Here is a 21,014-nt window from a genome sequence, read left to right on the forward strand (position 1 = left end):
AGCACCAAAAGCCGGTGTTAGGGTGCTTAAGACCCCCAGAAATACATGGTTTTCTGTGGGTTTATGTCCGAAATTTGTGTGGGAAACCTACCCTTTCCCGCCGCGCCCTTGGTAAACTGAAAAGCAGGCAGGTGCTCGCCCCACCGCGTCCTTGCACGCACCGGGTGCAGCACCAACTCACACCAGGCCACCAACCGGGTGGCCCCACCGACAACCAAGGAGTCAGCATGCCTATTGCAACCCCTGAAGTCTACGCAGAAATGCTCGAAAACGCCCGCGCCAAGGGCTTTGCGTACCCCGCAGTAAACGTCACCTCTTCACAGACCCTGAACGCTGCTATCCGCGGCTTCGCAGAAGCAGGCTCAGACGGCATCATCCAGGCCTCCACCGGTGGCGCCGCCTACTGGTCAGGCCCCAACAAGAAGAACATGGTTGTCGGCTCCCTCGCCTTCGCTGCCTACGCGCGCGAAGTTGCTAAGCAGTACGACGTCAACATCGCCCTGCACACCGACCACTGCCCCCAGGACAAGCTCGATGACTTCGTGCTGCCCCTGCTCGCAGAATCAGAGAAGGCTGTAGCCCGCGGCGAAGACCCCATCTTCAACTCCCACATGTGGGACGGCTCCGCTATCTCCCTCGAAGAGAACCTCAAGATCGCTCAGGAACTGATCGAGCGTACCTCCAAGAACCACCAGGTTCTCGAGGTCGAAATCGGCGCTGTCGGCGGCGAAGAAGACGGCATTGAAGGCGCTATCGACGACTCCCTCTACACCACCGTTGAAGACGCCATCAAGACTGTTGAGGCCATCGGCCTGGGCGAAAAGGGCACCTACATGGCAGCCCTGACCTTCGGTAACGTCCACGGCGTTTACAAGCCCGGTAACGTTCACCTGCGCCCCGAACTGCTCAAGGAAATCCAGACCGAGGTTGGTGCCAAGTACGGCAAGGGCGAAAAGCCCTTCTTCCTGGTCTTCCACGGTGGCTCAGGCTCCACCGAGCAGGAAATCGCAGACGCAGTTTCCTACGGTGTTATCAAGATGAACATCGACACCGACACCCAGTACGCCTACACCCGCCCCATTGTGGACCACATGTTCCGCAACTACGACGGCGTGCTCAAGGTTGACGGCGAGGTCGGCAACAAGAAGACCTACGACCCCCGCGTATGGGGTGCAGCTGCTGAAGCTGGTATGGCTGCTCGCGTTGTTGAGGCTGCTCAGCAGCTCGGCTCCGCTGGTACCTCCGGCAAGTAAGCCCTGTAGCTAGGTTCGCTAGCCTAGTAGACCAAAGGCGCCGGACGCTCCCGCTTGTGCGGGTGCGTCCGGCGCCTTTGTGTTGTGGTGGTGAACGTGCCGCGAAGTGCGGACGCTAGCCCCGGCTAGACGATGGACAGGAAGGTCATGATGTTCACCAAGTTGGTGAAGTCGATGAACATGCCGCCCACGATGGGCAGGATGAAGAAGGCCAGCTTGGAGGCCTTGTACTTGGTGACCAGGGATGCCATGTTGGCGATGCCGTTGGGGGTTGCGCCCATGCCGAAGCCGCAGTGGCCGGCGGTGAGGATAGCTGCGTCGTAGTCTGCGCCCATGGCACGGAAGGTAACGAAGTTAGCCCATACCCACATGAGGACGATCTGGGCTAGCAGGAGCACGATGAGCGGGATAGCCAGCTCAGCCAGCTGCCAGAGCTGAACGTTCATGAGGGCCATAGCCAAAAAGACGTTGAGGCCAATGTTGCCCAGCACTTCAACCTCCTGCTCGGGGACGAGCTCGTGGTATTCCTTGGAGTTGCGGCGGTCGCTGATGTAGCGCAGGGCTATGGCGATGAACATGGGACCCATGTAGCTGGGGAAGGCGGCGCGGTCGGTAAGCTGGCCAACCAGGTAGTTGAGGGCCTCGGTGAGGTAGCTACCGATGAACATGGCGACCAGGATCATGATGAAGCCGTGCAGGATGCTGTCGGCGTTGAGCTTGCGCGGGCGCACGGTCAGCAGGGCGGTGTTGATGTTGACCTGGTGGGAGGGTTCCTTCTCGAGCAGGTTGTGCTTGATGATTAGGCGGTTGGCGACGGGGCCACCCATGAGCGAGCCGGCGATGAGGCCGAAGGTTGCGGCGGTGTAGGCGACGGTTTCTGCACCGGTGACGCCGGAGGCTTCAACGAGCGGGGCGATACCGCCGGAGACGCCGTGGCCGCCGGTCATGGGGGTGGAGCCGGTCATGAGCGCCAGGGCTGGGTCGACGTTGACCACGGGGGCGAGCAGGACGGCCACGATGTTCTGCGCGATACAGAGACCCGTTGCCACCAGAAGGAAGAGGCCTACCTTTGAGCCGGCTGACTTGAGCACCTTGAGTGAGGCGCCGTAGCCGACCGAGGTGAAGAAGATGACCATGAAGAAGCTCTGCAGGGTGGTGTCGAACTTGATGGTCAGTACCCCGGTCTGGTTGAGGACCAGGTTGACCAGGGAGAAAAGGAAGCCGCCGATGACGGGCGAGGGGATAGCGAAGCGCTGGAAGAAGTAGAAGCGGTTCTTAATCCACATACCGAGCAGCAGCAGCATCACTGCCCAGCCGGCGGACTGAACCATGGTGAGTTCAAGCGTCATAGGAGTCTCTCTGTATCTATGTGATTGTGTGTGTTTTCCACTTCGTCGGCGAAGTTAACCTCTCACACTATACGGGACACCTCGGTGTGGTGCGGCTGGGTTTTCGTCACAGCAGGGTTCGCGGACGCCTGCCGCAAGCAGGCGTGGGAGTAGCTGGCGGGTGGTGCGATTGATGCGCTGTTTATTCTGGGTCAGGCTCATCTTTTCAGCGGGGGCCGCGGAATTGAATGGAGCGATTTAGCGCAGATTCTTGGGAAGTCGCGAAATACGGTTCGGGCCTATCTTGTTGATGTGGAACAAGAAAGGCTGGTTGAGCGCACCTCGTCCCGTCCCCTGCGCGTGCGGTTGAGTGAGGCCGGTAAGGCCCTCCTTTTCCCCCGGGCACGCGTAGACTTTTTGTAGTTACAAAAATTTGAGTTGAATGGAGTACCCATGTCACTTGCCGGTAAGAACCTGCTAGATGGCCCCGCCCCCACCCTGCTGCCTGAAGAGCCTGAGCTGACGGCCCGCGTCCGCGCCGGTGAGGCTCCTGCCGACCTTGCGCAGGCCTTCCCCAAGTCGTCGCTGGCCTGGGCTCTGCTGGCCGAAGAAACCTTGAGCGCCGGTAGGACCCTTGAAGCCTACGCCTATGCGCGCGTGGGTTACCACCGCGGTCTGGACGCCCTGCGCGGCAATGGCTGGCGCGGGCACGGCCCGATTCCGGTGAGCCATGAACCGAACCGGGGTTTCCTGAAGGCCCTGCTGATTCTGGGTCAGACCGCAGCAGCGATCGGTGAGACGGACGAGGCTGAGCGTATTGAGAAGTTCCTGAACGACTCCGACCCGGCTGCTGCCGCTGAGCTGGCCTAGCCCCTGACCGCCCCGGATTTTCTTGGAAATATAAAGAAAATTTGGGGCGGTTTGTCTTCGTTCAACAAAAGGGCGTAGGCTGATTAACGCAACAATTTTCAACGACGAAAATGAATGGGAGACCCCCTCATGCGCATTGGCGTACCCCGCGAAATCAAGCCCCAAGAACAGCGCGTTGGCCTCACCCCTGACGGCGTGCTGGCCCTTGTTCAAGCTGGCCACGACGTGCTGATTGAGAAGGACGCCGGACTCGGCGCAGGCTTTTCCAACGAGGAATACGAGAAGGTCGGGGCTACCCTGGTCAGCCAGGAAGATGCCTGGACTAAGGCCGAACTGCTCGTCAAGGTCAAAGAGCCGATTGAGCCCGAGTACAAGTACCTGCGTGAGGATCTGACCCTTTTTACCTATCTGCACCTGGCCGCTGACAAGCCCCTGACCGAGGCCCTGCTGGCTGCGAAAACCCGCGGTATTGCGTACGAGACTGTGCGTAACGGTCGTGCCCTGCCCCTGCTGCTTCCCATGAGTGAGGTTGCGGGCCGTCTGGCTGCTCAGGCTGCGACCCAGTACACCATGGCTACCGAGGGTGGTCAGGGTATTCTGCTGGGTGGCGTGCCCGGTGTTGCTCCCGGCCGTGTGGTGGTTCTGGGTGGCGGTAACGTGGGTACCCACGCCGCTAAGCTGGCTGTTGGTGCTGGCGCTGAGGTTACCATTCTTGAGGGTTACGGCCCCCGTGTGCGTGAACTGTCTGACCTGTTTGGGTCTACTGCGCGCGTGCTGAACTCCACTCCCGCGAATATTGAGCGGGAAATCGCTGAGGCCGATGTGATTATTGGTTCGATTCTGGTTCCTGGCGCTAAGGCTCCTAAGGTTGTGCGCCGTGAGCACTTGAAGACCATGAAGCCCGGCACCCTGCTGATTGACGTCGCGATTGATCAGGGCGGTTGCTTCGAGACTTCCCGCCCCACCACCTATGCTGACCCGATTTTTGAGGTGGACGGCATCCGTCACTACTGCGTTGCTAACATGCCCGGTGCTGTGCCCCGCACTTCGACTATCGCCCTGACCGACGCCACCCTGCCCTATGTGTTGAAGCTGGCTGCTGGCGTGGACGAGGCCCTGGCTAACAACCCTGACCTGGCCCTGGGTCTGAACACCGATGCTGGCAAGATTACTTTCGCCGGTGTTGCTGAGGCTTTCCCTGAGCTGCCTGCCGCCTAGGTTTTAGAGGTCGCTTAAGGGCGCGGACGCCCGCCCCACCTTCCTGCCTTGCGGCAGGGGAGTGGGGCGGGCGTCCTTTGTGTATTTCCGGTACTGGTTTAGCGGTTGGATGCGTGCTTACCCTCGTAGAGGTGGGAATGAGTGCGGGTTTAACCGGTGTGAAGGTCCTCGGTAATGGCATGAGGCTAAGCCCGAAGGCTGCTAGCAAAGACGGCCAAATCCGGTGCCCCGAAGAGTAGGCTCTTGGTTGTGGAGCTAGTCACGAGCGGTTCTCTCAATGGGGTGGTAGCCGGGGGTGACAAAGCGGTGAAATAGCAGGGTGGTGACTGCCAGGAGGGGGAGGCGCCAGGTGACGCTGGTGGGGTGATCCAGACCAGGGAAGAGCAGGGCAAGGACGGCCACTGCGAAAACCGTCTGGGAGGCTAAACCATAGCTGATAGGCAGGGTTCTTTTTGCTGATGCTCGACGACGGCTAATGTAAAAACCGAACGCCACACAGCAGAAGACAAGAGCCATATTGAGCAGGTGGGCCTGGAATATGAGACTGGCTGCGAGAGCCGTGAAGAGGGCTGTGATGGTGAGGGCTTGTGGCCAGCTGCCGCCGATACGTTCCTCGTGGGTGTAGGGCACGGACGCCTGCTGCACGGCCGAGCGGGAGCGGATGGTTTGTTCGGTCATGGGAATCTCCTCCTTGAGATTTCTACCATTGTAGAACTGTAGTTTCTAGTCAGGCTAGAGTTGCCTGCTATTTGTTGTTGGTCTGGAGGGTAGAGAAAAGGTCGCAACCTTCTGGTTGCGACCTTTTCTCATACACACACATTTCTTTCACACCTATCCCTCACGGGAGGAGCTTCAGAGGTTACACACATTTCTCTGAAAGGGGTGACTCATCGCCACGGTGAGATTCTCAGTCTCTTAAGGTGGTGAGGTTTTCTCTCCTCGTCCTCATGTCTTTAACTATGGCACCCTAACCTTTGAGCTCAATTCGGGGAACCTGTGCGAAACCTAAGAGAATACTTTTCCGGTGAAGTTTCTGCGCTGGCTGGTTGCGGAACTAGCCGGTGGTGCAGCCCCATGCGTCCGCGCCCGCGGCGCAGTCGTCGGCAACTAACCCAACCTTGGTGCGCCAGACCCGCACGAGCTGCGGGTCGCTGGTGCGGCTGACGGTCCCGTCGATGACCTGCCAGGGCCCGCCCTCTACCGAGTATTCACCGCGGTAGGTGGTGGTCAGGGTGAAGTGGTAGTCACCGGGGTCTGTGTAGCGGTGGGAGGTGTCGGTGGGCTGGTCCCAGACGTCCGCGCCGAGCTGGTAGCCGGGGTAGGCGACGGGGCCGAGCGTGGTGCCGTCCCCGTAGTCGAAGGTGTAGGAGACTGGGGTTGCACGGAGTACGACGTTTTGGCCGTTGATGGTGCGCGTGAATTCTTGGGGGTTGGGGTCGGCCCAGAAGTTGGTGTTGTAGTTTTTGAGGGTGTGGGGTGCGCGTTCTTGCTGGGGTGTGGCGGCTGTAATGGGGAAGGTGTCGAAGTCGTGGGTGGTGAGCGTGACGCGGACGGTGCGCAGTACGGTTTGCCCGTTTTCTTCGGTGAGTTCTAGGCCGGCAGCTTCGAGCTCGGCTGGGGTGAGGGGGATGCAGCCGAGGCTCCGCCCTTGGGGGAGGGCGTAGGGGGATTCGCGGCCGTCGTTCCAGTCGGACGGTACGAGCCCGAGCGTGCCGACTTCGCCTTCGGCGGCGAGGCAGTAGGAGCCTTCTCGCAGGCTGGCACCACGCTGCACAGGCGCTTTGCCGGGGGCGCTGGGCTTGTCGAAGTAGATGAGGTTGACGGCTGTTGTTACATTCGTATGAGTTTGTGTAACTTCGGTTGATGAGCCAGTCTTCAGCTTTGCCTCTTCACCTTTTACGATTGAATCGACAATATCAATCTTAAATCCACTATCCTTTACTTCGCCATTCGATTTTCCAAATGCTGGTGAGGCGGATAAAAATATTACTAAGCAGAATATCCATGGCATTCGTAATTTAGCGGAAAACATCACTTGATTACTTCTGTGCTGAGGACCTTCCAGCTGCCATTATCAAACTTCAGCCGGAAATCTACGCCATCAAGAATAGAATCTGAATTATCGTTATAGGTTGCTTCTCCCTGGTACCAGATGACAGAATCTTGTGTTTCAAAATTACTTCCTATTGAGTACTCACCGTTGCCTAATGAAGTTAATAACTCTTTGTTGTAGTGGATATCTAGCTGTCCACCAATTACCCATCCGTCAGATTTATAAAGCTCTTCAACTGCATCATAGAACTCGTGCTCTTGGGTGAAGGTGGAATCTACAAGCTTTCTAGCATCAGCAACATCTCCTGTTTGGTAGGCATAGTTCCGCATATCATTCCAGTAGTCGATGAAGAGGAGCATGGCTTCTGTGCTTTCGACGTTCATGCCCTCTGGAGCTACGGGCTTCGGTACGTTCTGGGCTGGGCCGTGCTCATCAGCAGCACGGTACTCACCTTCAGGTGCTTTCGAGCCGCCCGAATAATTGGTCTCTTCTGCCTTGGCAGTTTCCTCGGTGGCGCTCGCTGTGCTTGATGCTACTGCGGAAGTTGGGGTGCTTGGATCTGGTTCGGGAACCGAGCCTGTGGCCTGTGCACCACAACCTGTAAGAGCTAGTAGGGCGATAGCTGTTAGGGCAAGATTGCGGGTGGGCGCGTGTTTCATAAGGGTCTCCTGGTGACATCTTTGTGACTAGGTCTTATGTGTGTTTATAGTGCTGGGTTTGTGCCATGGCAAGGATTTTCGTGCTCTTGCCTGGTTTTTGACAGCAGATTACGTCTGGTGCGGTAAGTTATCCACAGGTTTTAGTATCTGACGTGGGCTAATAGGCCTACAGAGGGAGCTACGGAAAGCATTAAAGCTGACCCCGTTGTTTATCTTCTTGCTCTATCTAGCAGCCCTTCAAAATATAACGAGCAAAGCGCCCCTCACATGGTGGCCTGAGGGGCGCTTATAGTAATTAGGGCGTTGGCTAGAAAAGTGTATCGGAAGAACTATCTACCGTATTAGTGAGGGGTTCTTTCTCGCGCTCTAGCCCGTAATGTCGGCGATTGATAGCCTTGCCAAGTGCGTTAGGAATGCCTACAACTAACGCATTACCCATGCAGAAAGCACGATGCCCGTCAGTTAAGCCTGCATCAGTCCAGCCCTTCGGAAAACCCTGAATCTGATCTAGTTCATCAGGAATAAGACGGCGTAGACGACCTGATTCTGTCTTCACAACATGTTTAAATCGTGAAGCACCAGCTCCGCCCTCACCGGTCAAAATGGTGCGTGCCGGGCGGTCAAGGGGGTCGGGGAAAGACATGCTGCCTTCTGAGTAGGTGTATTTGAACCCACTAGCTTTATTGATACGTTCTTCTTTTTTGCCACCTTTTAGGTATTCCCAGGCCTGGATTTTGCTAGGTTCAATAAAGAACTGGTCTGGCACTTCGGTTTCATCGACCACGATATCCCCGAGGGTAAGACACTTGCCTGTGTACAGAGCTTCTGGCTTCGCGGTATAAATCTTACCGTGCTGCATTACGCCGGCATCTTGGAACCGTGAGGTTTTTGCGCCTAGACCAAAGCTTTGAGTTACTTCAAAGGGGTCAATACTAATGCTGAAGTTATCTTCGCGAGCTAGGCTCTGAGTAATGGGGAAGGCTTCGGCAAAAACTCCTTCGGTACGCAGGGTAGCTTCCAAGTCCCATGTCGTATCCGTAAGTTCTGCATAAATGTACACGCGTTTACGTTTCTGAGGGTGGCCGTAGTCAGCCGCGTTAATGACTCGCCATTCAACGGAATACCCCAGGGAGTAGAAGCAGGAAAGAATAATCGCGAAGTCACGTCCCCGTTGCTTTGACGGTGATTTGAGCAGACGATCTACATTTTCAAGGACGACGTAACGAGGCTTTTTCATATCTAGCGCACGGTAGATATCCCACCAGAGCACTCCCTTTTTGCCTTCAATGCCGTGTGACTGAGACAAGGGTTTTGAGACAGAGTAGTCCTGGCAGGGGAAACCGCCAACGAGCATATCTGCTTCTGGAATGGTGATTTCACCATTTTCAGCCATATCGAGGGCCTTGTTAATGTCTTCGTTGAGGAAGTTTTCTTCCCCAAAACGTGCAACGTAGCAGCGAGCAGCAAACTGTTTGGTGGGTGTTCCTGGGGGTTCCCACTGATTGGCCCAGACTGTCTCAAAGTTACCAGCTGAAGGCAGGCTAAAGCCGTCTTTGTTATAGCCCTCGAAGCCTAGGCGGAAGCCGCCGACGCCCGCGAAGAGTTCGATAATGCGAATCGGCTGGTCTGCCACGGTTGAACCTCCCGCTTGGAACTGTAAGTCTTAAGAGTATAGATCAGAATAGGTGTTCTGATCAATTCTATGTGATAAGCGTCTATAATTTAGGTGCTTTCTGCTTTCGTCGAGCGAAAAGAGTTTAGAGAATGACCAATGAGTTCACTAGGGAGTCTTTGGAATCCCTCCTAGATGTAGCTATGGGTAGGACGCTGGGGGAAGTTGACAGCAAGCATCTTATTGATCGGTATGTGGAAACCCGTCCTGACCGCGTGGTCAAAGGGGTTCCTGGCGATATCATCGAACAATCTGTCCTGGGTCTCCCCAAAGATTCTCTCCAGAAAGCTGACCTCTTAGTTGACGGGACTCCAACGGAGCTGAAGGTAACTGGGGTCTATAAACGTGGGGAAGGGGCGAATGCAGAGTACCATGCCAAGGAACGTCTTACGATAACCAATGTGAGTTACTCTGGGGTTGTTCAAGAGAGTTTCTTAGACTCCCACCTATGGGAGAAAATTCAGAATATCTTGCTGGTGTACTACCAGTATGGTGACACCCGTGCGCTCTCGACTGAAGACTACAGAAAATTCCGTTACTTGCTCTACTCAAATCTTCACTTCAGTGATGAAGAGAGAGAGATTATCAAGTCAGATTGGGAACAGGTCCACGGTTTTTTCGCCTCTGAGCGTGGCCAGTATGTTATTAGACAGCTTCAGGACTCTCAAACTGATGACGAAGAACGTCGAGCCCTGAGGGCAGAGCTATCCGTTGCCCTTGGTGGGCTGATGTATTTAGAGGTTGCTCCTAAATTTCCTCGTGCCCGGTTGGCTATAAAAAACTCGTACTTCAAAGTAAAGACAAAGGAAATATTTAGCGCGAAAGCATCGCAGCAGAAATTGGCAGGGGTTTCTGGTTATTCAGATCTGCTCCAACAGATTTCTAAGTCTGTAGCACCTTACATTGGTATGAAGCTAGGGGATATCGCTAAAGAAGCGGCAGAAGCTAAATCTTCTACTCTTGCTGACCGAATCAGCAAAGGGGCAACCAACTACATACTTGGATACATGCTGACTGGAGATTACGTTAAAGCTACTTCTATCGAAGAGCTTGCTAAATCTGGCTTCATTGTTAAGGCAATACCCATCAAGGACACCGGTCATAAGAAGGAGGATTCTAAACTTACCCCGGTCGTATTCTCAGAATTTGAGGACGATACAGCCTTCGAAGATTCAACACTTTTCGATTACCTTTTTAGTCACAGGTTCTTATGCGGGGTCTTTGAACGTCATCAGGGGAGGGACAGAAGCCTAGATATCTTCAGGGGCGTTAAGGTTATTGAATTTTCAGACAGCATGTTTGAAGAATCTGCCCGGAAGGTTTGGGAGACAATGCGTCGCATGTACCTTCAGCAGGAGATGACCACTCACTTGGCTCTGCGAAAAGATGGAACGGTTATCTATAACAAAAACGGTTTCCCAAAGATGGGGAACAACCTGCCTAAGTCCAAAGAATATGAAATCTTTATCAAGGGCACGAGCGGAGATTCATCGAAGAAACCGTTAGTCCTTAACGGACATGCCTTCTACAATCTGGATTATTGGATAAAGGGTTCCCTCATGGTTGAGTTACTCAATGAATCTGAGTTCCTTTAGGGAGAGCGATTCAAAAAACTGAGGTGAAACAGGCTTACAGCGAAGCTGCTGGCTCGATGAAGTGAGCGGGTGCGAGCTTGCGAGCCAGCTAGCGAACCGGGTGAGAGGGTCGGCAGCGAGCGTAAGCCTGTTTCACCTCTTTCAATTCTCTGTTCCCGCTAGCATCACCCGGTACAAACCTCCACGAACCCTTTGGCAGGGGCCGGGGTGCGGCGTCCACCCGCTAAACTAGACCCCATGCGTTACACCTATCTTGGCCCGTCGGGCACCTTTACCGAAGCAGCTCTTCTCACCGTGCCTGGCGCGCCTGACGCTGAACGCATCCCCGCGACGTCCGTACCCGCAGCCCTCGACGCCCTGCGCGACGGCAGCGCCGACGCCGCCATGGTGCCTATCGAAAACTCCGTTGAAGGTGGCGTCACCGCAACGCTGGACGCTATTGCCTCGCTTGATGGGTCCCTGCGTATTGTCCGGGAGGTACTGGTGCCCATCACCTTTGTGCTGGTTGCCCGCCCCGGCACCACTTTAGAGAGCATCAAAACTATCTCAACCCATACGCATGCCTGGGCGCAGGTGCGCTCCTGGGTGGCTGAGAACAAGCCCAGCGTGAATTACCTGCCGGGCTCGTCCACTGCGGGCGCTGCCCTGGGGTTGCTGAATGAGAACCCCGGCTACGAGGCCGCTATCTGCTCGCCCGCTGTGGCCCAGGCTCACCCCGAGCTGCAGGTGCTAGCCCACAACATTGGTGATAACAAGAACGCCGTGACCCGTTTCGTGCTGGTTACCCGCGACGCCGAAACCCCCGCACCCACCGGTGCTGATAAGACCACCCTGGTCATCCCGCTGCCCCAGGACCGCCCCGGTGCCCTGCTTGACCTGCTCGAACAGTTCTCAACCCGGGGAATCAACCTTTCCCGTATTGAGTCCCGACCCACCGGCGAATTTCTGGGAGCCTACTTCTTCTCCATCGATATTGATGGCCACCTCTACGACGCCCGCGTGCGCGATGCCCTGCGCGGCATCCACCGGGTCTCACCCGGCGTGCTCTACCTGGGGTCTTACCCCCGTGCCGACAAGCGGCTAGCCGGGGTAGACCCCATGCACGACGAGGCTTCTTTCACCGCCGCCCGCGACTGGGTCGAAACCCTCTTCCCCGGCGGACGCCCCGAGGAACTCAAGCACAATATCTAGAGCCTCAGTAGCCGCTGCCACCAGAGGCGCTGCTGCTCTACCAGCTCATCACGGGCATTCACAAAATCACTGAGCGAACGAATCTGCATGTCATCAGGGTAGACCTGCACCTTCACCGCGGCGGGGAGCACCTGGGCACGAAAATCGCTCACCTCACCCAGAACGTCCCCGTCCACCTCAACGGGGAGGCGGGTGTTGGGGAAGTAGACGCGGACGTCCGTGCCCACAAAATGCTCCACCACCGGGTAGCGCACGCGGGTGGGGCGCAAGATAAACTGCGCCGCCATACGAACCCAGCTGCCCAGGTTACGCGGGGTTAGCACAATCACCTCAAGCTGCCCGTCAGAGAGCTGAGCGGTCTGCGCCAGGCTCACCCCGCCCTGAATCTTGCCCGTATTAGCCACCAGCACAGCCCGAATCTTACGGCGAATCGGCGCGCCGTTATTGACTGTAATCACTGCCGGTCGGCGGCGGGTAAACATGTGCCGGGTGCTGGCCTCAACATAGGCTAGCCAGCCGATACGAGCCTTCAAATCTTCGCGAGCATCAGTCATAATCTGGGCGTCGAACCCGGCCCCGCCCATGACCACAAAATTAACGGGGGGTAGATCCTGCTCACCCTTCATATCCATACGAATCATATCGATGGTGCGGCTCTGCCCGTGTAGGGCAATGTTGATGCAGGCGTGTAAGTCGTTCACATCCATATCGAGGTTGCGTGCTAGCAAATTGCCGGTGCCCAGGGGCACAATGCCCAGGGGGACGTCCGTACCCGCCAAGCCGTCTGCAACCGCGCGCACGGTGCCGTCACCGCCCACAGCCAGAACAACCTCAGCCCCCTCAGCTATAGCCTGCTGAGCCATGCCGAAACCGGGGTCGTCCGCCTCTGTCTCATAGAACCTAGCTTTGGGCCAGCCTGCCAACCCCAGCTCCGCGGTAATCATACGGATGAGGGAGTCGGCCCGATCCTTGGTGGGGTTATACACCACCGCAACCTGCTTCGGCTCACCCGGCTCTAACATACGGTGCAGGGGTCGGTAGACAGGGAAAAGGTCAGGGCGCTCCCGCCTGCCCCTCCGCACAGAAAGAGCCACTCCGCCCAGGGCTAGAGCAGAAGCAGTAACAAGAGATACGCCGAGAGTTGAACGCGAAACCATATCACCAGCATACTGAAGAAAATCGCACGCCACCGCCCGGCGTCCGCGCGCCTGTCATCGCAGCGACAACTACGGTAAATTTAGAGGCATGATTGACATTAACCTCCTGCGTGAAAACCCCGACGCCTTCCGCGCCTCCCAGCGCGCTCGCGGCGCTGACGAAACCGTCATCGACCAGATTCTCGAAGCGGACGCCACCCGCCGCACCTCCATCAACGAGTTCGAGAAGCTGCGTGCCGAACAGAACGTCTTCTCCAAGAAGATCGGCAAGGCCGCCAAGGAAGAAAAGCAGGCCCTGCTTGCTGAGGTTAAGGAACTCTCCCAGAAGGTCTCAGAAGCCAAGGCTGCCGCCGACGCCGCTGCCGCCCGCCAGGAAGAACTGGTCGCCGGCGTAGGCAACCTGATTATTGACGGTATTCCTGCCGGTGGCGAGGACGACTACGTGGTCGTCAAGCAGGTCGGCGAACCCCGCAACTTCGAAGCAGACGGCTTTGAACCCCGCGACCACCTTGAAATCGGCGAACTGGTTGACGGCATCGACATGGTGCGTGGCGCTAAGGTTTCAGGGTCCCGCTTCTACTTCCTCAAGGGCCATGTAGCCCGCCTGGAGCAGGCCCTCATGTGGATGGCCCTCGACCAGGCCACCGCCAACGGCTTCACCATGCTCACCACCCCCACCCTGGTGCGCCCCGAAACCATGAACGGCACCGGCTTCAACGTTGAACACGACGACGAAATCTACCGCCTTGAGCGCGATGACCTCTACCTGGTCGGTACCTCCGAGGTCGCTATCGCCGGCTACCACGCCGACGAAATCATCGACTTCGAAAAGGGCCCCAAGAAGTACCTGGGCTGGTCCTCCTGCTACCGCCGCGAAGCTGGCTCCGCAGGTAAGGACACCCGCGGCATCATCCGCGTGCACCAGTTCAACAAGGCCGAAATGTTCGTCTACTGCCCCGTCGAGCAGGCAGAAGACATGCACGCCAAGATGCTGGCCTGGGAAGAAGAAATGCTGGCCAAGTGCGAGCTCTCCTACCGCGTGATCGACACCGCCGCTGGTGACCTGGGCTCGTCCGCCGCCCGCAAGTTCGACTGCGAAGCCTGGGTACCCACCCAGGGTGCCTTCCGCGAACTGACCTCAACCTCTAACTGCACCACCTACCAGGCCCGCCGTCTGAACGTGCGTGAGCGCATGCCCGACACCGTCACCGCAGACGGCAAGACCAAGAAGGGCGGAACCCGCACCGTTGCCACCCTGAACGGTACCCTGGCGACCACCCGCTGGCTGGTTGCAATCCTTGAAACCCATCAGCAGGCAGACGGCTCCGTGCGTATCCCCGAGGCCCTGCGCCCCTACATGGGTGGCCTTGAGGTTATCCCCGTAGCAGCCTAACCCCGTAAGGTACCATCTACTTCGGAAAAGGCCACCTCGTTTGTGGGTATAACCGACGTAGATGGTACCTTCTGCTTTTAAGCGTGACCGAGGAAGGGAGCTCCCATGCCCAACCGTACCCGCGCCTTACTGGCCAGTGTGCTGGTGCTGGTGGCGGGCGTCCTTTCTGCCTGCGCCCCGGGTGGCACCGGGCAGGACGCCGCCGGGCAGGCGTCCGCGCAAACCGCAACTCAGGGAAAACCCCGGGTGCTTGCCACATTCACCGTACTTGCAGACATGGCTAGCGCCATCGGCGGCGAGCACGTTGAGGTTGAATCTCTCACCAAAGCCGGGGCTGAAATCCACGGTTACGAGCCCACCCCGTCGGATGTGCGCAAGGCAGCGGACGCCGACCTGATTCTCGCCAACGGCCTCAACCTAGAAGCCTGGCTTGAGCAATTTTTGCAGGACGCCAACGCCCCGGCTGTTACCGTCACTGAGGGAATTACGCCCCTCAGCATCGCCGAAGGGGAGGGGGAGGGCTACCCCAACCCCCACGCCTGGATGAGCCCGGTTGCCTCCAAAACCTACGCCGATAACATCGCGGCGGCCTTGGCCGACCTCGACCCGGCCCACGCCGACAGTTACCGGGCTAATGCCGAAGCCTACAAGCAGGAACTCAGCCAGGTACACCAAGAACTCATCTCCGCCATCAGTAATCTCCCCCAACACCAGCGGCTTCTGGTGACCTGCGAGGGCGCCTTCTCCTACCTGGCCGCCGACGCCGGTCTCGATGAAGCCTACCTTTGGGCAGTGAACTCTGACGGCGAAACCGGTGCCCGCCGCATGATGGAACTCTCCGACAGGGTAGCGGGCAGCGCCGTGCCCGCTGTCTTTTGCGAATCTACCGTGCCCACCCGCACCATGGAACAGATCGCCACCGACACCGGAGCCCACTACGCCGGGGCCCTCTACGTCGACTCCCTCTCTGACGCCGATGGCCCCGTACCCACTTACCTCGACCTGCTCCGCTACGATACCCGCCTCATGGCTGAGTCCCTCAGCCAATAACCGCCCTAAACTGAGGTTCTATGACTGCACCACCGCTGCTCCAGCTCACCGATGTAACTGTCACCTACGGGGCACCCGGCTCCGGGGCCGTGCGAGCCCTGAACCGGGCGTCCCTGCACGTTGCCCCCGGGAACATCTGCGGGCTGGTCGGCATGAACGGCTCTGGCAAGTCCACCCTCTTCAAGGCCATTATGGGCGTGGTGCCAGCATCGGGTAGCGTCCGGATTGACGGGCTTGCCCCGCGCGAGGCTCGTAGACAGGGCCTGGTCAGCTACGTACCCCAGAGCGAGGACATCGACTTCACCTTCCCGGTTTCGGTGCGTGACGTGGTCAGCCAGGGACGCTACAGCCGGCTGGGTATCACCCGCCACCTGGGCGCCACCGACCGGGCCGCCGTCGATACCGCCCTGGAACGGGCTGGGCTCACCGACCTGGCCCACCGGCAAATCGGCAATCTCTCCGGCGGCCAGCGCAAACGTGCCTTCGTTGCCCGTGGCCTGGCCCAGGGAGCCCGTCTGTTGCTACTCGATGAACCCTTCGCCGGTGTCGATAAAAAGAGCGAAGCCATGCTCGTGAGTCTCTTCAAAGAGCTGCGCGCCGACGGCGCTGGCATACTCATCTCAACCCACGACCTGGCCAACCTGGCAGACCTGGCCGACACCGCCGTCCTGCTCCGCAACGAAGTGCTACTCACCGGCGACCCCGCCACCGTGCTGGCCCCCGAAAACATCGTGCGAGCCTTTGGAATGAACCCGCTGACAGGGGAAAACTAATGTACGAACTCTTCATTGAACCGCTCACCTACGGCTTCATGCAGCGTGGCCTGCTGGTGACCGTGCTGGTGGCCCTGGTCTGCGCCCTGCTCTCCTGCTGGCTGGTGCTCATGGGCTGGTCGCTCATGGGCGACGGCATCTCCCACGCCGTACTTCCCGGCGTGGCCCTGGCCTACATTCTGGGTGCCCCCTTCGCCCTGGGCGCCCTGATTGCCGCCCTGGTAGCTGTCGCCCTCATCGGGTCGGTTGCCGCCCGCGGGCGCGTGCGCGAGGACGCCGCCATCGGCATTGTCTTCACCGTCATGTTCGCTCTGGGGTTGGTGCTCCTCTCGGCCTTCCCTTCCCAGGTTGATCTGCACTCGGTTATCTTCGGCAACGTGCTGGGCGTATCGTGGGCGGATGTCTGGCAGATAGGCCTGCTGGCCGTGCTAGTTGTTGCTGTGCTGCTTATTAAGCACCGTGACCTGGTGCTTTACGCCTTCGACCCCGGCTACACCCACGCCATCGGGCTCAGTCCCAAACTGCTCTCCGGGCTACTGCTGGTTGCCCTGGCCTTGACCTCTGTGCTGGCTCTTCAGATCGTGGGCGTTGTGCTGGTTGTAGCCCTGCTGGTGATACCCGGGGCAACCGCCCGCCTGCTCACCGACCGCTTCACCACCATGCTGCTCATCTCGGCAGGGGTCTGCCTGACCGCTGCCCTTGCAGGCTTCTTCATGGGCTACCTGCTCGATGTCTCAGCCGGCGGCACCGTGGTACTGGCCCTCGGCGTCCTCTTCGGCCTGGCCTACCTCTTCGCCCCGCACCACGGCCTGCTGGCGCTGGCGCGGGCTAAGGGGGTGGCGTCCTAACCACTAGGCTTCACACGGCGCTCACCTTGCCTTCACCCGGCTTGTGTATAGTCTGGTCTACACGAGAGAAAAGAGACACCGATGATTTCAGAGATCAAAGACATGCAAGCCCTGCCGTTGCGCCGCTCTGCCTGGCAGAAAGAAGAAGGCGCCAAGTACCTGGTTGCTATCGACGTTGATGGTACCCTGGTCAACCACGACGGCGCGATGAGCGAGGCCGTCAAAAAAGCTGCGCAGGAGGTCGTGGACGCGGGCCACCACGTGGTGATTTCCACCGGGCGCTCCCTGGGCGCCACCCTGCCCATCGTTGAGATGATTGGGCTGACGCGCGGCTACGCGGTGAGCTCCAATGGCGCGGTTACCCTCAGCATCGATCCCTCCCTAGAGGCTGGCTACCGCATTATCGACAAGGTCAGTTTCGACCCTTCCAACGCCATTACCCTGCTCAAGGCTAAGCTGCCGCACGCGTCCTTAGCCCTGGAAGCACCCGACGGAACGGTCTATGCTACCGATAACTTTGAGGACTGGTCCTTCGGCGTGAATACCGTGAAGACCACCCGCACCGAGATGGCCGCGATGAAGTCGGCCGTGCGTGTAGTGGTCTGCTCACCCGCAGACACCCCCGATGATTTCAAGCGAGCTATCTACGATTCGGGCCTGCACGGGGTGAACTACGCGGTGGGCTGGAGCGCCTGGCTCGATGTAGCTGCACACGGGGTGTCGAAGGCGACCGCCCTGGAACAGATCCGCCGCAAGCTGCGCGTGGACCCCCGCCACACCATCGCCATCGGCGACGGCCTCAACGACAAAGAAATGATCCACTGGGCTGCCCGCGGTGTTGCCATGGGCCAGGCCCTGCCCGAGGTGGCGGAGCTGGCTACGGACGTCACCGGTTCGGTCTACGAGGACGGCACGGTGCCGATCCTGCGGGACCTGCTCTAAAATCATGAGGCTCATGAGGCTTATTCATAAGGGGTTCCGCAGGCTCTCACCTTCGCAAGCTCAGGTGATTCCGTTCGCTCTTGAGAGCTGACGCACCCGCTCGCTTCATCCGAGCCAGCAGCTTCGCTGTGAGCCTGCTCCACCTACCCTAATGAATAAGCCCCCCATATATCCCCTCTATACCTATTGGGTGTAGGGGGGGATATACTGCATTTATGGTTAAGCCCATGAAATACAGGGATCTTGTGGCTTTGCTGGTAGCTGCGGGGTTTACTCGAAGTGAAGGAAAAGAGGACCATGAGAAATGGTCTTACCCCGGTATTTCACGGCCAGTTATCATCACGCAGACTCGCGAGATTTTGCCCGCCGTTACACGAAACGCTTTAAAAACTATTAAGGAGAAAGAGCAGAATGAAAACCGATCTTAACGTTCTGGCGCGTCCCTGGGCAGGTGGATGGGAACTCATTATCGATGAAGATAATGCTACCCAGGTGCGTAGTCTTACCTCTGCCCGCCAGCAAGTAATTGACTATATGGGAACCCTCTACCCCGATATCGACTTTTCTACTATTCGGGTTCACCTGATTTATGAAAAAGTATCTGAGGAACTTGAGTCAGCTCGCCGAGACCTAAAACTCGCCCAGCAAAAAGAAGAAGAAGCTGCAGCAAAGATTCGAGAAGTCGTGCGGCAACTCAGACAAGATGGGCTTTCGCTAGGTGAGACGGCAGCGATTCTTGAAGTTTCAAAAGCACGCGTTCAGCAGCTCCAGGCCGCCTAGACATGAGCGTCACCCTCGTTAATAACCAGCATCAGGGCTCTCAGGGGGTGAGCTGTTCCGCTCTTAAGAACTATTGTGCAGGGGCGGTTGCTCTCTGCCTTTTAGCTCTGGCTACCGCCTGGGTGCGCTGCTCACTCCTGGACTCAACCCTCATTTTTAATCCGGCTGACTACGGAGTCTACCGTGGAACCGGGGTAGCTGTGCTTTCCGGGGCTGACTTTTATAGTCAGAACATTACCGGGGTGTACGTACCCCAGGGTCTCCCCTTTGTGTACACGCCCTTTACCGCTCTGCTGCTGATTCCTTTAGCCTGGCTGCCGGAGCCGCTAGGGATTGGAGTCTGGACCTTCCTCAACTGCCTGGCGCTGGGCATCCTGCTCTTGCTCAGTCTCATCTACGTGCGCCCGCACCTCACCGGCGTCCGCCTGGCTGCGGCACTCTCCGTCACCTACCTGTTCGCCTTACCCCTGAACGTCGTAGCTCAGCATCTTATCTTTGGGCAGATTAATCTGCTTCTTGTTTCTCTCTGCCTCATCGACATGGTTCGCCCACAGACCCGCTATCTGCCTCGCGGAGTGCTGATTGGGCTGGCAGCAGGGATCAAACTGACTCCGGCTCTTTTTATTCTTTTCTTCTGGGTAAGCGGACGCCTGCGCCCGGCTTTGACGGCCACGGCGACAGCCTTAGCTACCGTAGTCCTGGGGTTCCTGCTCCTGCCTGAACCCAGTTCAACCTATTTTGGGTCTAAACTCTCTGGCCTGGAAAATGTTGTCGATTTAGGAACCAACTTCGCTACTTCGGGTAACAGCTCTCTGCAGGGCGTGGCTGAACGCTGGGTAGGTACCCATTCTCTGCTCCTGTTAGCACCCTTACTGCTAGCTATTGTAGCGATAGCGTTTTCCCAGGCCCACCGAGAGTTAGCGTGTGGTGATGGTTTTGCTGCCGCCGCAGTACTCGGCTGTGCTACTTGCCTGCTTTCCCCGGTCTCCTGGTTGCACCATTGGGTCTGGGTTATACCCACTCTTGCAGTGTTGGTTACTCGTGGGCGAGCTGCACGTGCTCTGGCCATTATCTGGGCTTTAGCCTGCCTGGCTCAGCTCACAGACCTGGGTGATCTAGCAGCTCACGCAGGCTGGCCGGTCATACCCGTTGAAATAATGCGCTCATCTCTGGTGCTGCTTGCCCTGCTTGCTATGGTGGTCTTATACCTGCCCCCGCAGAGAAAGGCCCATCGTGATCAACTCCCAGCCTGCCACCGGCGTCCTGCTCTATGACCCCGACTGCGGCATCTGCCAAAAAGCCGCCCGAGTACTCACCCACCTGGGCCTAGGTGCCCGGGTGCAGGCCGGGCACTACGACCGCCTACAAGAGCACGGCGTCGACCTCGAACGCTTCATGCGCCAAATCCCCTTTATCACCCCCACCGGGCAGGTGGCCTACGGGGCGCTCGCCATCGCCCTAGCCCTCGCAACCAGCCGGTACGCGCCCGTGCGGGTGGCAGCGTCCGCCCTGAAGAACCCCCTGCTGCGCCCGCTGGCTGAGAGAGTCTACCTGCGAATCTCCACCAACCGCTCCACCGCCTGCCAGCTCAAGCCCTCAAGCAGCTCGGCGATGAGCTCGCGAGAAGCCAGCTCCTCATGCCAGTAGGACCGCACCAGGGTCTTACTCACCGCCTGGGAGGTAATTCCCAGAGCCTGGGCTACCGCCTTTTGCTGCCCGCGCACACCGGGCACGAGCAGGTCAATCACCCGCCACTCGGCTTCGGTACGGGCGGACGCCACCCGGTAGAGCAGACGCAACAGGCCGGTTACCTGGTCGGCCCGGACGCCCTGCCCTTCAGCATGCACACAGATACCGCGCGGTGGGGCACCGGTCTGGGCCTGCTCCACCGCCGACCGGGATAGACTCAAGGCAGAGCCCGAACACTCCGGGGTAGAAACCGCCCCCAGGGCCGCCGCGAAGCGTGGCCGCACCAGCTCACCGGCGCCGATACCCACCCAAAACCGGGTAAACCGCGCCCCGAGCAGGGCGGCGGCCAGGGCGTCCTGGGCATTATCGAACGCCCCCTGCACCTCATCAGGGTAGGTGCGGGTAAAAGCAACGGCAGGGGCCAGCTGCTCGAGACGGTTCTCCAGGTCGGCGAGGTGCTCCTGCACCGAACCCTGGGACGAGCGGGCAATGAAGGTCAGTACAAACATGCTTCTCAGTATGCCCTAGAGTCACCGGGCAGAA

At 58.3% G+C, this 21,014-nt stretch carries 20 protein-coding genes; 13 read left to right on the plus strand and 7 right to left on the minus strand.

The annotated features are described in order from the left end of the window. Positions 1-227: 227 nt before the first annotated feature. On the plus strand, positions 228-1,253 hold the full coding sequence (gene fbaA / locus HWU94_RS01275) for a class II fructose-bisphosphate aldolase (protein ID WP_185173967.1): 1,026 nt from the start codon (positions 228-230) through the stop codon (positions 1,251-1,253). Between the two features lie 125 nt (positions 1,254-1,378). Here the strand turns inward: fbaA and gltS are convergent, their stop codons facing one another. Next, positions 1,379-2,602, minus strand: a complete 1,224-nt coding sequence (gene gltS / locus HWU94_RS01280; protein ID WP_185173968.1) for a sodium/glutamate symporter — start codon at positions 2,600-2,602, stop codon at positions 1,379-1,381. 432 nt (positions 2,603-3,034) lie between these two features. Between gltS and HWU94_RS01285 the strand changes: the two genes are divergently transcribed. After that, positions 3,035-3,451, plus strand: a complete 417-nt coding sequence (locus HWU94_RS01285) for a DUF3151 domain-containing protein (protein WP_135012220.1) — start codon at positions 3,035-3,037, stop codon at positions 3,449-3,451. 129 nt (positions 3,452-3,580) lie between these two features. Further along, the gene (ald, locus tag HWU94_RS01290) at positions 3,581-4,669 is read left to right on the plus strand and encodes an alanine dehydrogenase (protein ID WP_185173969.1); all 1,089 of its coding nucleotides are present in this window, start codon (positions 3,581-3,583) and stop codon (positions 4,667-4,669) included. Positions 4,670-4,924: 255 nt separating this feature from the next. Here ald and HWU94_RS01295 read toward each other — a convergent pair whose 3' ends face one another. The 4 genes from HWU94_RS01295 to dcm all read right to left on the minus strand — a co-directional run bounded on the left by HWU94_RS01295 (position 4,925) and on the right by dcm (position 9,014). After that, positions 4,925-5,347 (minus strand): hypothetical protein, encoded by a 423-nt coding sequence (locus HWU94_RS01295; protein ID WP_185173970.1) that lies wholly within the window; start codon positions 5,345-5,347, stop codon positions 4,925-4,927. Positions 5,348-5,723: 376 nt separating this feature from the next. After that, complete coding sequence (locus HWU94_RS01300) at positions 5,724-6,443, minus strand: hypothetical protein (protein WP_185173971.1); 720 nt, start codon at positions 6,441-6,443, stop codon at positions 5,724-5,726. A 257-nt stretch (positions 6,444-6,700) separates the two neighbouring features. Continuing rightward, entirely contained in the window at positions 6,701-7,381 is a 681-nt protein-coding gene (locus HWU94_RS01305; protein ID WP_185173972.1) for a DUF6318 family protein, read from the minus strand. Positions 7,382-7,688: 307 nt separating this feature from the next. Beyond that, a complete protein-coding gene (dcm, locus tag HWU94_RS01310; protein ID WP_185173973.1) occupies positions 7,689-9,014 on the minus strand; it encodes a DNA (cytosine-5-)-methyltransferase in 1,326 nt (441 codons plus the stop codon). Positions 9,015-9,145: 131 nt separating this feature from the next. Here dcm and HWU94_RS01315 point away from each other — a divergent pair, with 131 nt between their 5' ends. Both HWU94_RS01315 and pheA read left to right on the plus strand, forming a co-directional pair. Next, on the plus strand, positions 9,146-10,648 hold the full coding sequence (locus HWU94_RS01315; protein ID WP_185173974.1) for a MutH/Sau3AI family endonuclease: 1,503 nt from the start codon (positions 9,146-9,148) through the stop codon (positions 10,646-10,648). Positions 10,649-10,885: 237 nt separating this feature from the next. Next, entirely contained in the window at positions 10,886-11,839 is a 954-nt protein-coding gene (gene pheA, locus HWU94_RS01320) for a prephenate dehydratase (protein ID WP_185173975.1), read from the plus strand. Here pheA and HWU94_RS01325 read toward each other — a convergent pair. Beyond that, the gene (locus HWU94_RS01325) at positions 11,836-12,996 is read right to left on the minus strand and encodes a diacylglycerol kinase family protein (RefSeq protein WP_185173976.1); all 1,161 of its coding nucleotides are present in this window, start codon (positions 12,994-12,996) and stop codon (positions 11,836-11,838) included. The genes pheA and HWU94_RS01325 overlap by 4 nt on opposite strands. 88 nt (positions 12,997-13,084) lie before the next feature. Here HWU94_RS01325 and serS point away from each other — a divergent pair, with 88 nt between their 5' ends. From serS to HWU94_RS01365, 8 genes are all read left to right on the plus strand, one after another. Then, the gene (gene serS, locus HWU94_RS01330; RefSeq protein ID WP_185173977.1) at positions 13,085-14,389 is read left to right on the plus strand and encodes a serine--tRNA ligase; all 1,305 of its coding nucleotides are present in this window, start codon (positions 13,085-13,087) and stop codon (positions 14,387-14,389) included. Between the two features lie 105 nt (positions 14,390-14,494). Further along, positions 14,495-15,439, plus strand: a complete 945-nt coding sequence (locus HWU94_RS01335) for a metal ABC transporter substrate-binding protein (protein WP_185173978.1) — start codon at positions 14,495-14,497, stop codon at positions 15,437-15,439. 20 nt (positions 15,440-15,459) lie between these two features. Further along, the gene (locus HWU94_RS01340) at positions 15,460-16,212 is read left to right on the plus strand and encodes a metal ABC transporter ATP-binding protein (protein ID WP_185173979.1); all 753 of its coding nucleotides are present in this window, start codon (positions 15,460-15,462) and stop codon (positions 16,210-16,212) included. Then, complete coding sequence (locus tag HWU94_RS01345; RefSeq protein ID WP_185173980.1) at positions 16,212-17,060, plus strand: metal ABC transporter permease; 849 nt, start codon at positions 16,212-16,214, stop codon at positions 17,058-17,060. The genes HWU94_RS01340 and HWU94_RS01345 overlap by 1 nt, the downstream gene beginning before the upstream one ends. 81 nt (positions 17,061-17,141) lie before the next feature. After that, positions 17,142-18,002 (plus strand): HAD family hydrolase, encoded by an 861-nt coding sequence (locus tag HWU94_RS01350; protein ID WP_244955988.1) that lies wholly within the window; start codon positions 17,142-17,144, stop codon positions 18,000-18,002. A 411-nt stretch (positions 18,003-18,413) separates the two neighbouring features. Next, entirely contained in the window at positions 18,414-18,782 is a 369-nt protein-coding gene (locus HWU94_RS01355; protein WP_185173981.1) for an antitoxin HicB, read from the plus strand. Between the two features lie 2 nt (positions 18,783-18,784). Then, positions 18,785-20,056 carry a glycosyltransferase 87 family protein gene (locus tag HWU94_RS01360; protein WP_185173982.1) on the plus strand — a complete coding sequence of 424 codons (1,272 nt, stop codon included), beginning with the start codon at positions 18,785-18,787 and terminating at the stop codon, positions 20,054-20,056. Continuing rightward, entirely contained in the window at positions 20,016-20,429 is a 414-nt protein-coding gene (locus HWU94_RS01365; RefSeq protein WP_185173983.1) for a thiol-disulfide oxidoreductase DCC family protein, read from the plus strand. The genes HWU94_RS01360 and HWU94_RS01365 overlap by 41 nt, the downstream gene beginning before the upstream one ends. Here the strand turns inward: HWU94_RS01365 and HWU94_RS01370 are convergent. After that, the gene (locus HWU94_RS01370) at positions 20,330-20,980 is read right to left on the minus strand and encodes a recombinase RecJ (protein ID WP_185173984.1); all 651 of its coding nucleotides are present in this window, start codon (positions 20,978-20,980) and stop codon (positions 20,330-20,332) included. The two genes, HWU94_RS01365 and HWU94_RS01370, sit on opposite strands and share 100 nt — an antisense overlap. Positions 20,981-21,014 lie beyond the last annotated feature (34 nt).

It is taken from the genome of Rothia nasimurium (assembly GCF_014217215.1).
Taxonomy (GTDB): Bacteria; Actinomycetota; Actinomycetes; order Actinomycetales; family Micrococcaceae; genus Rothia; species Rothia avistercoris.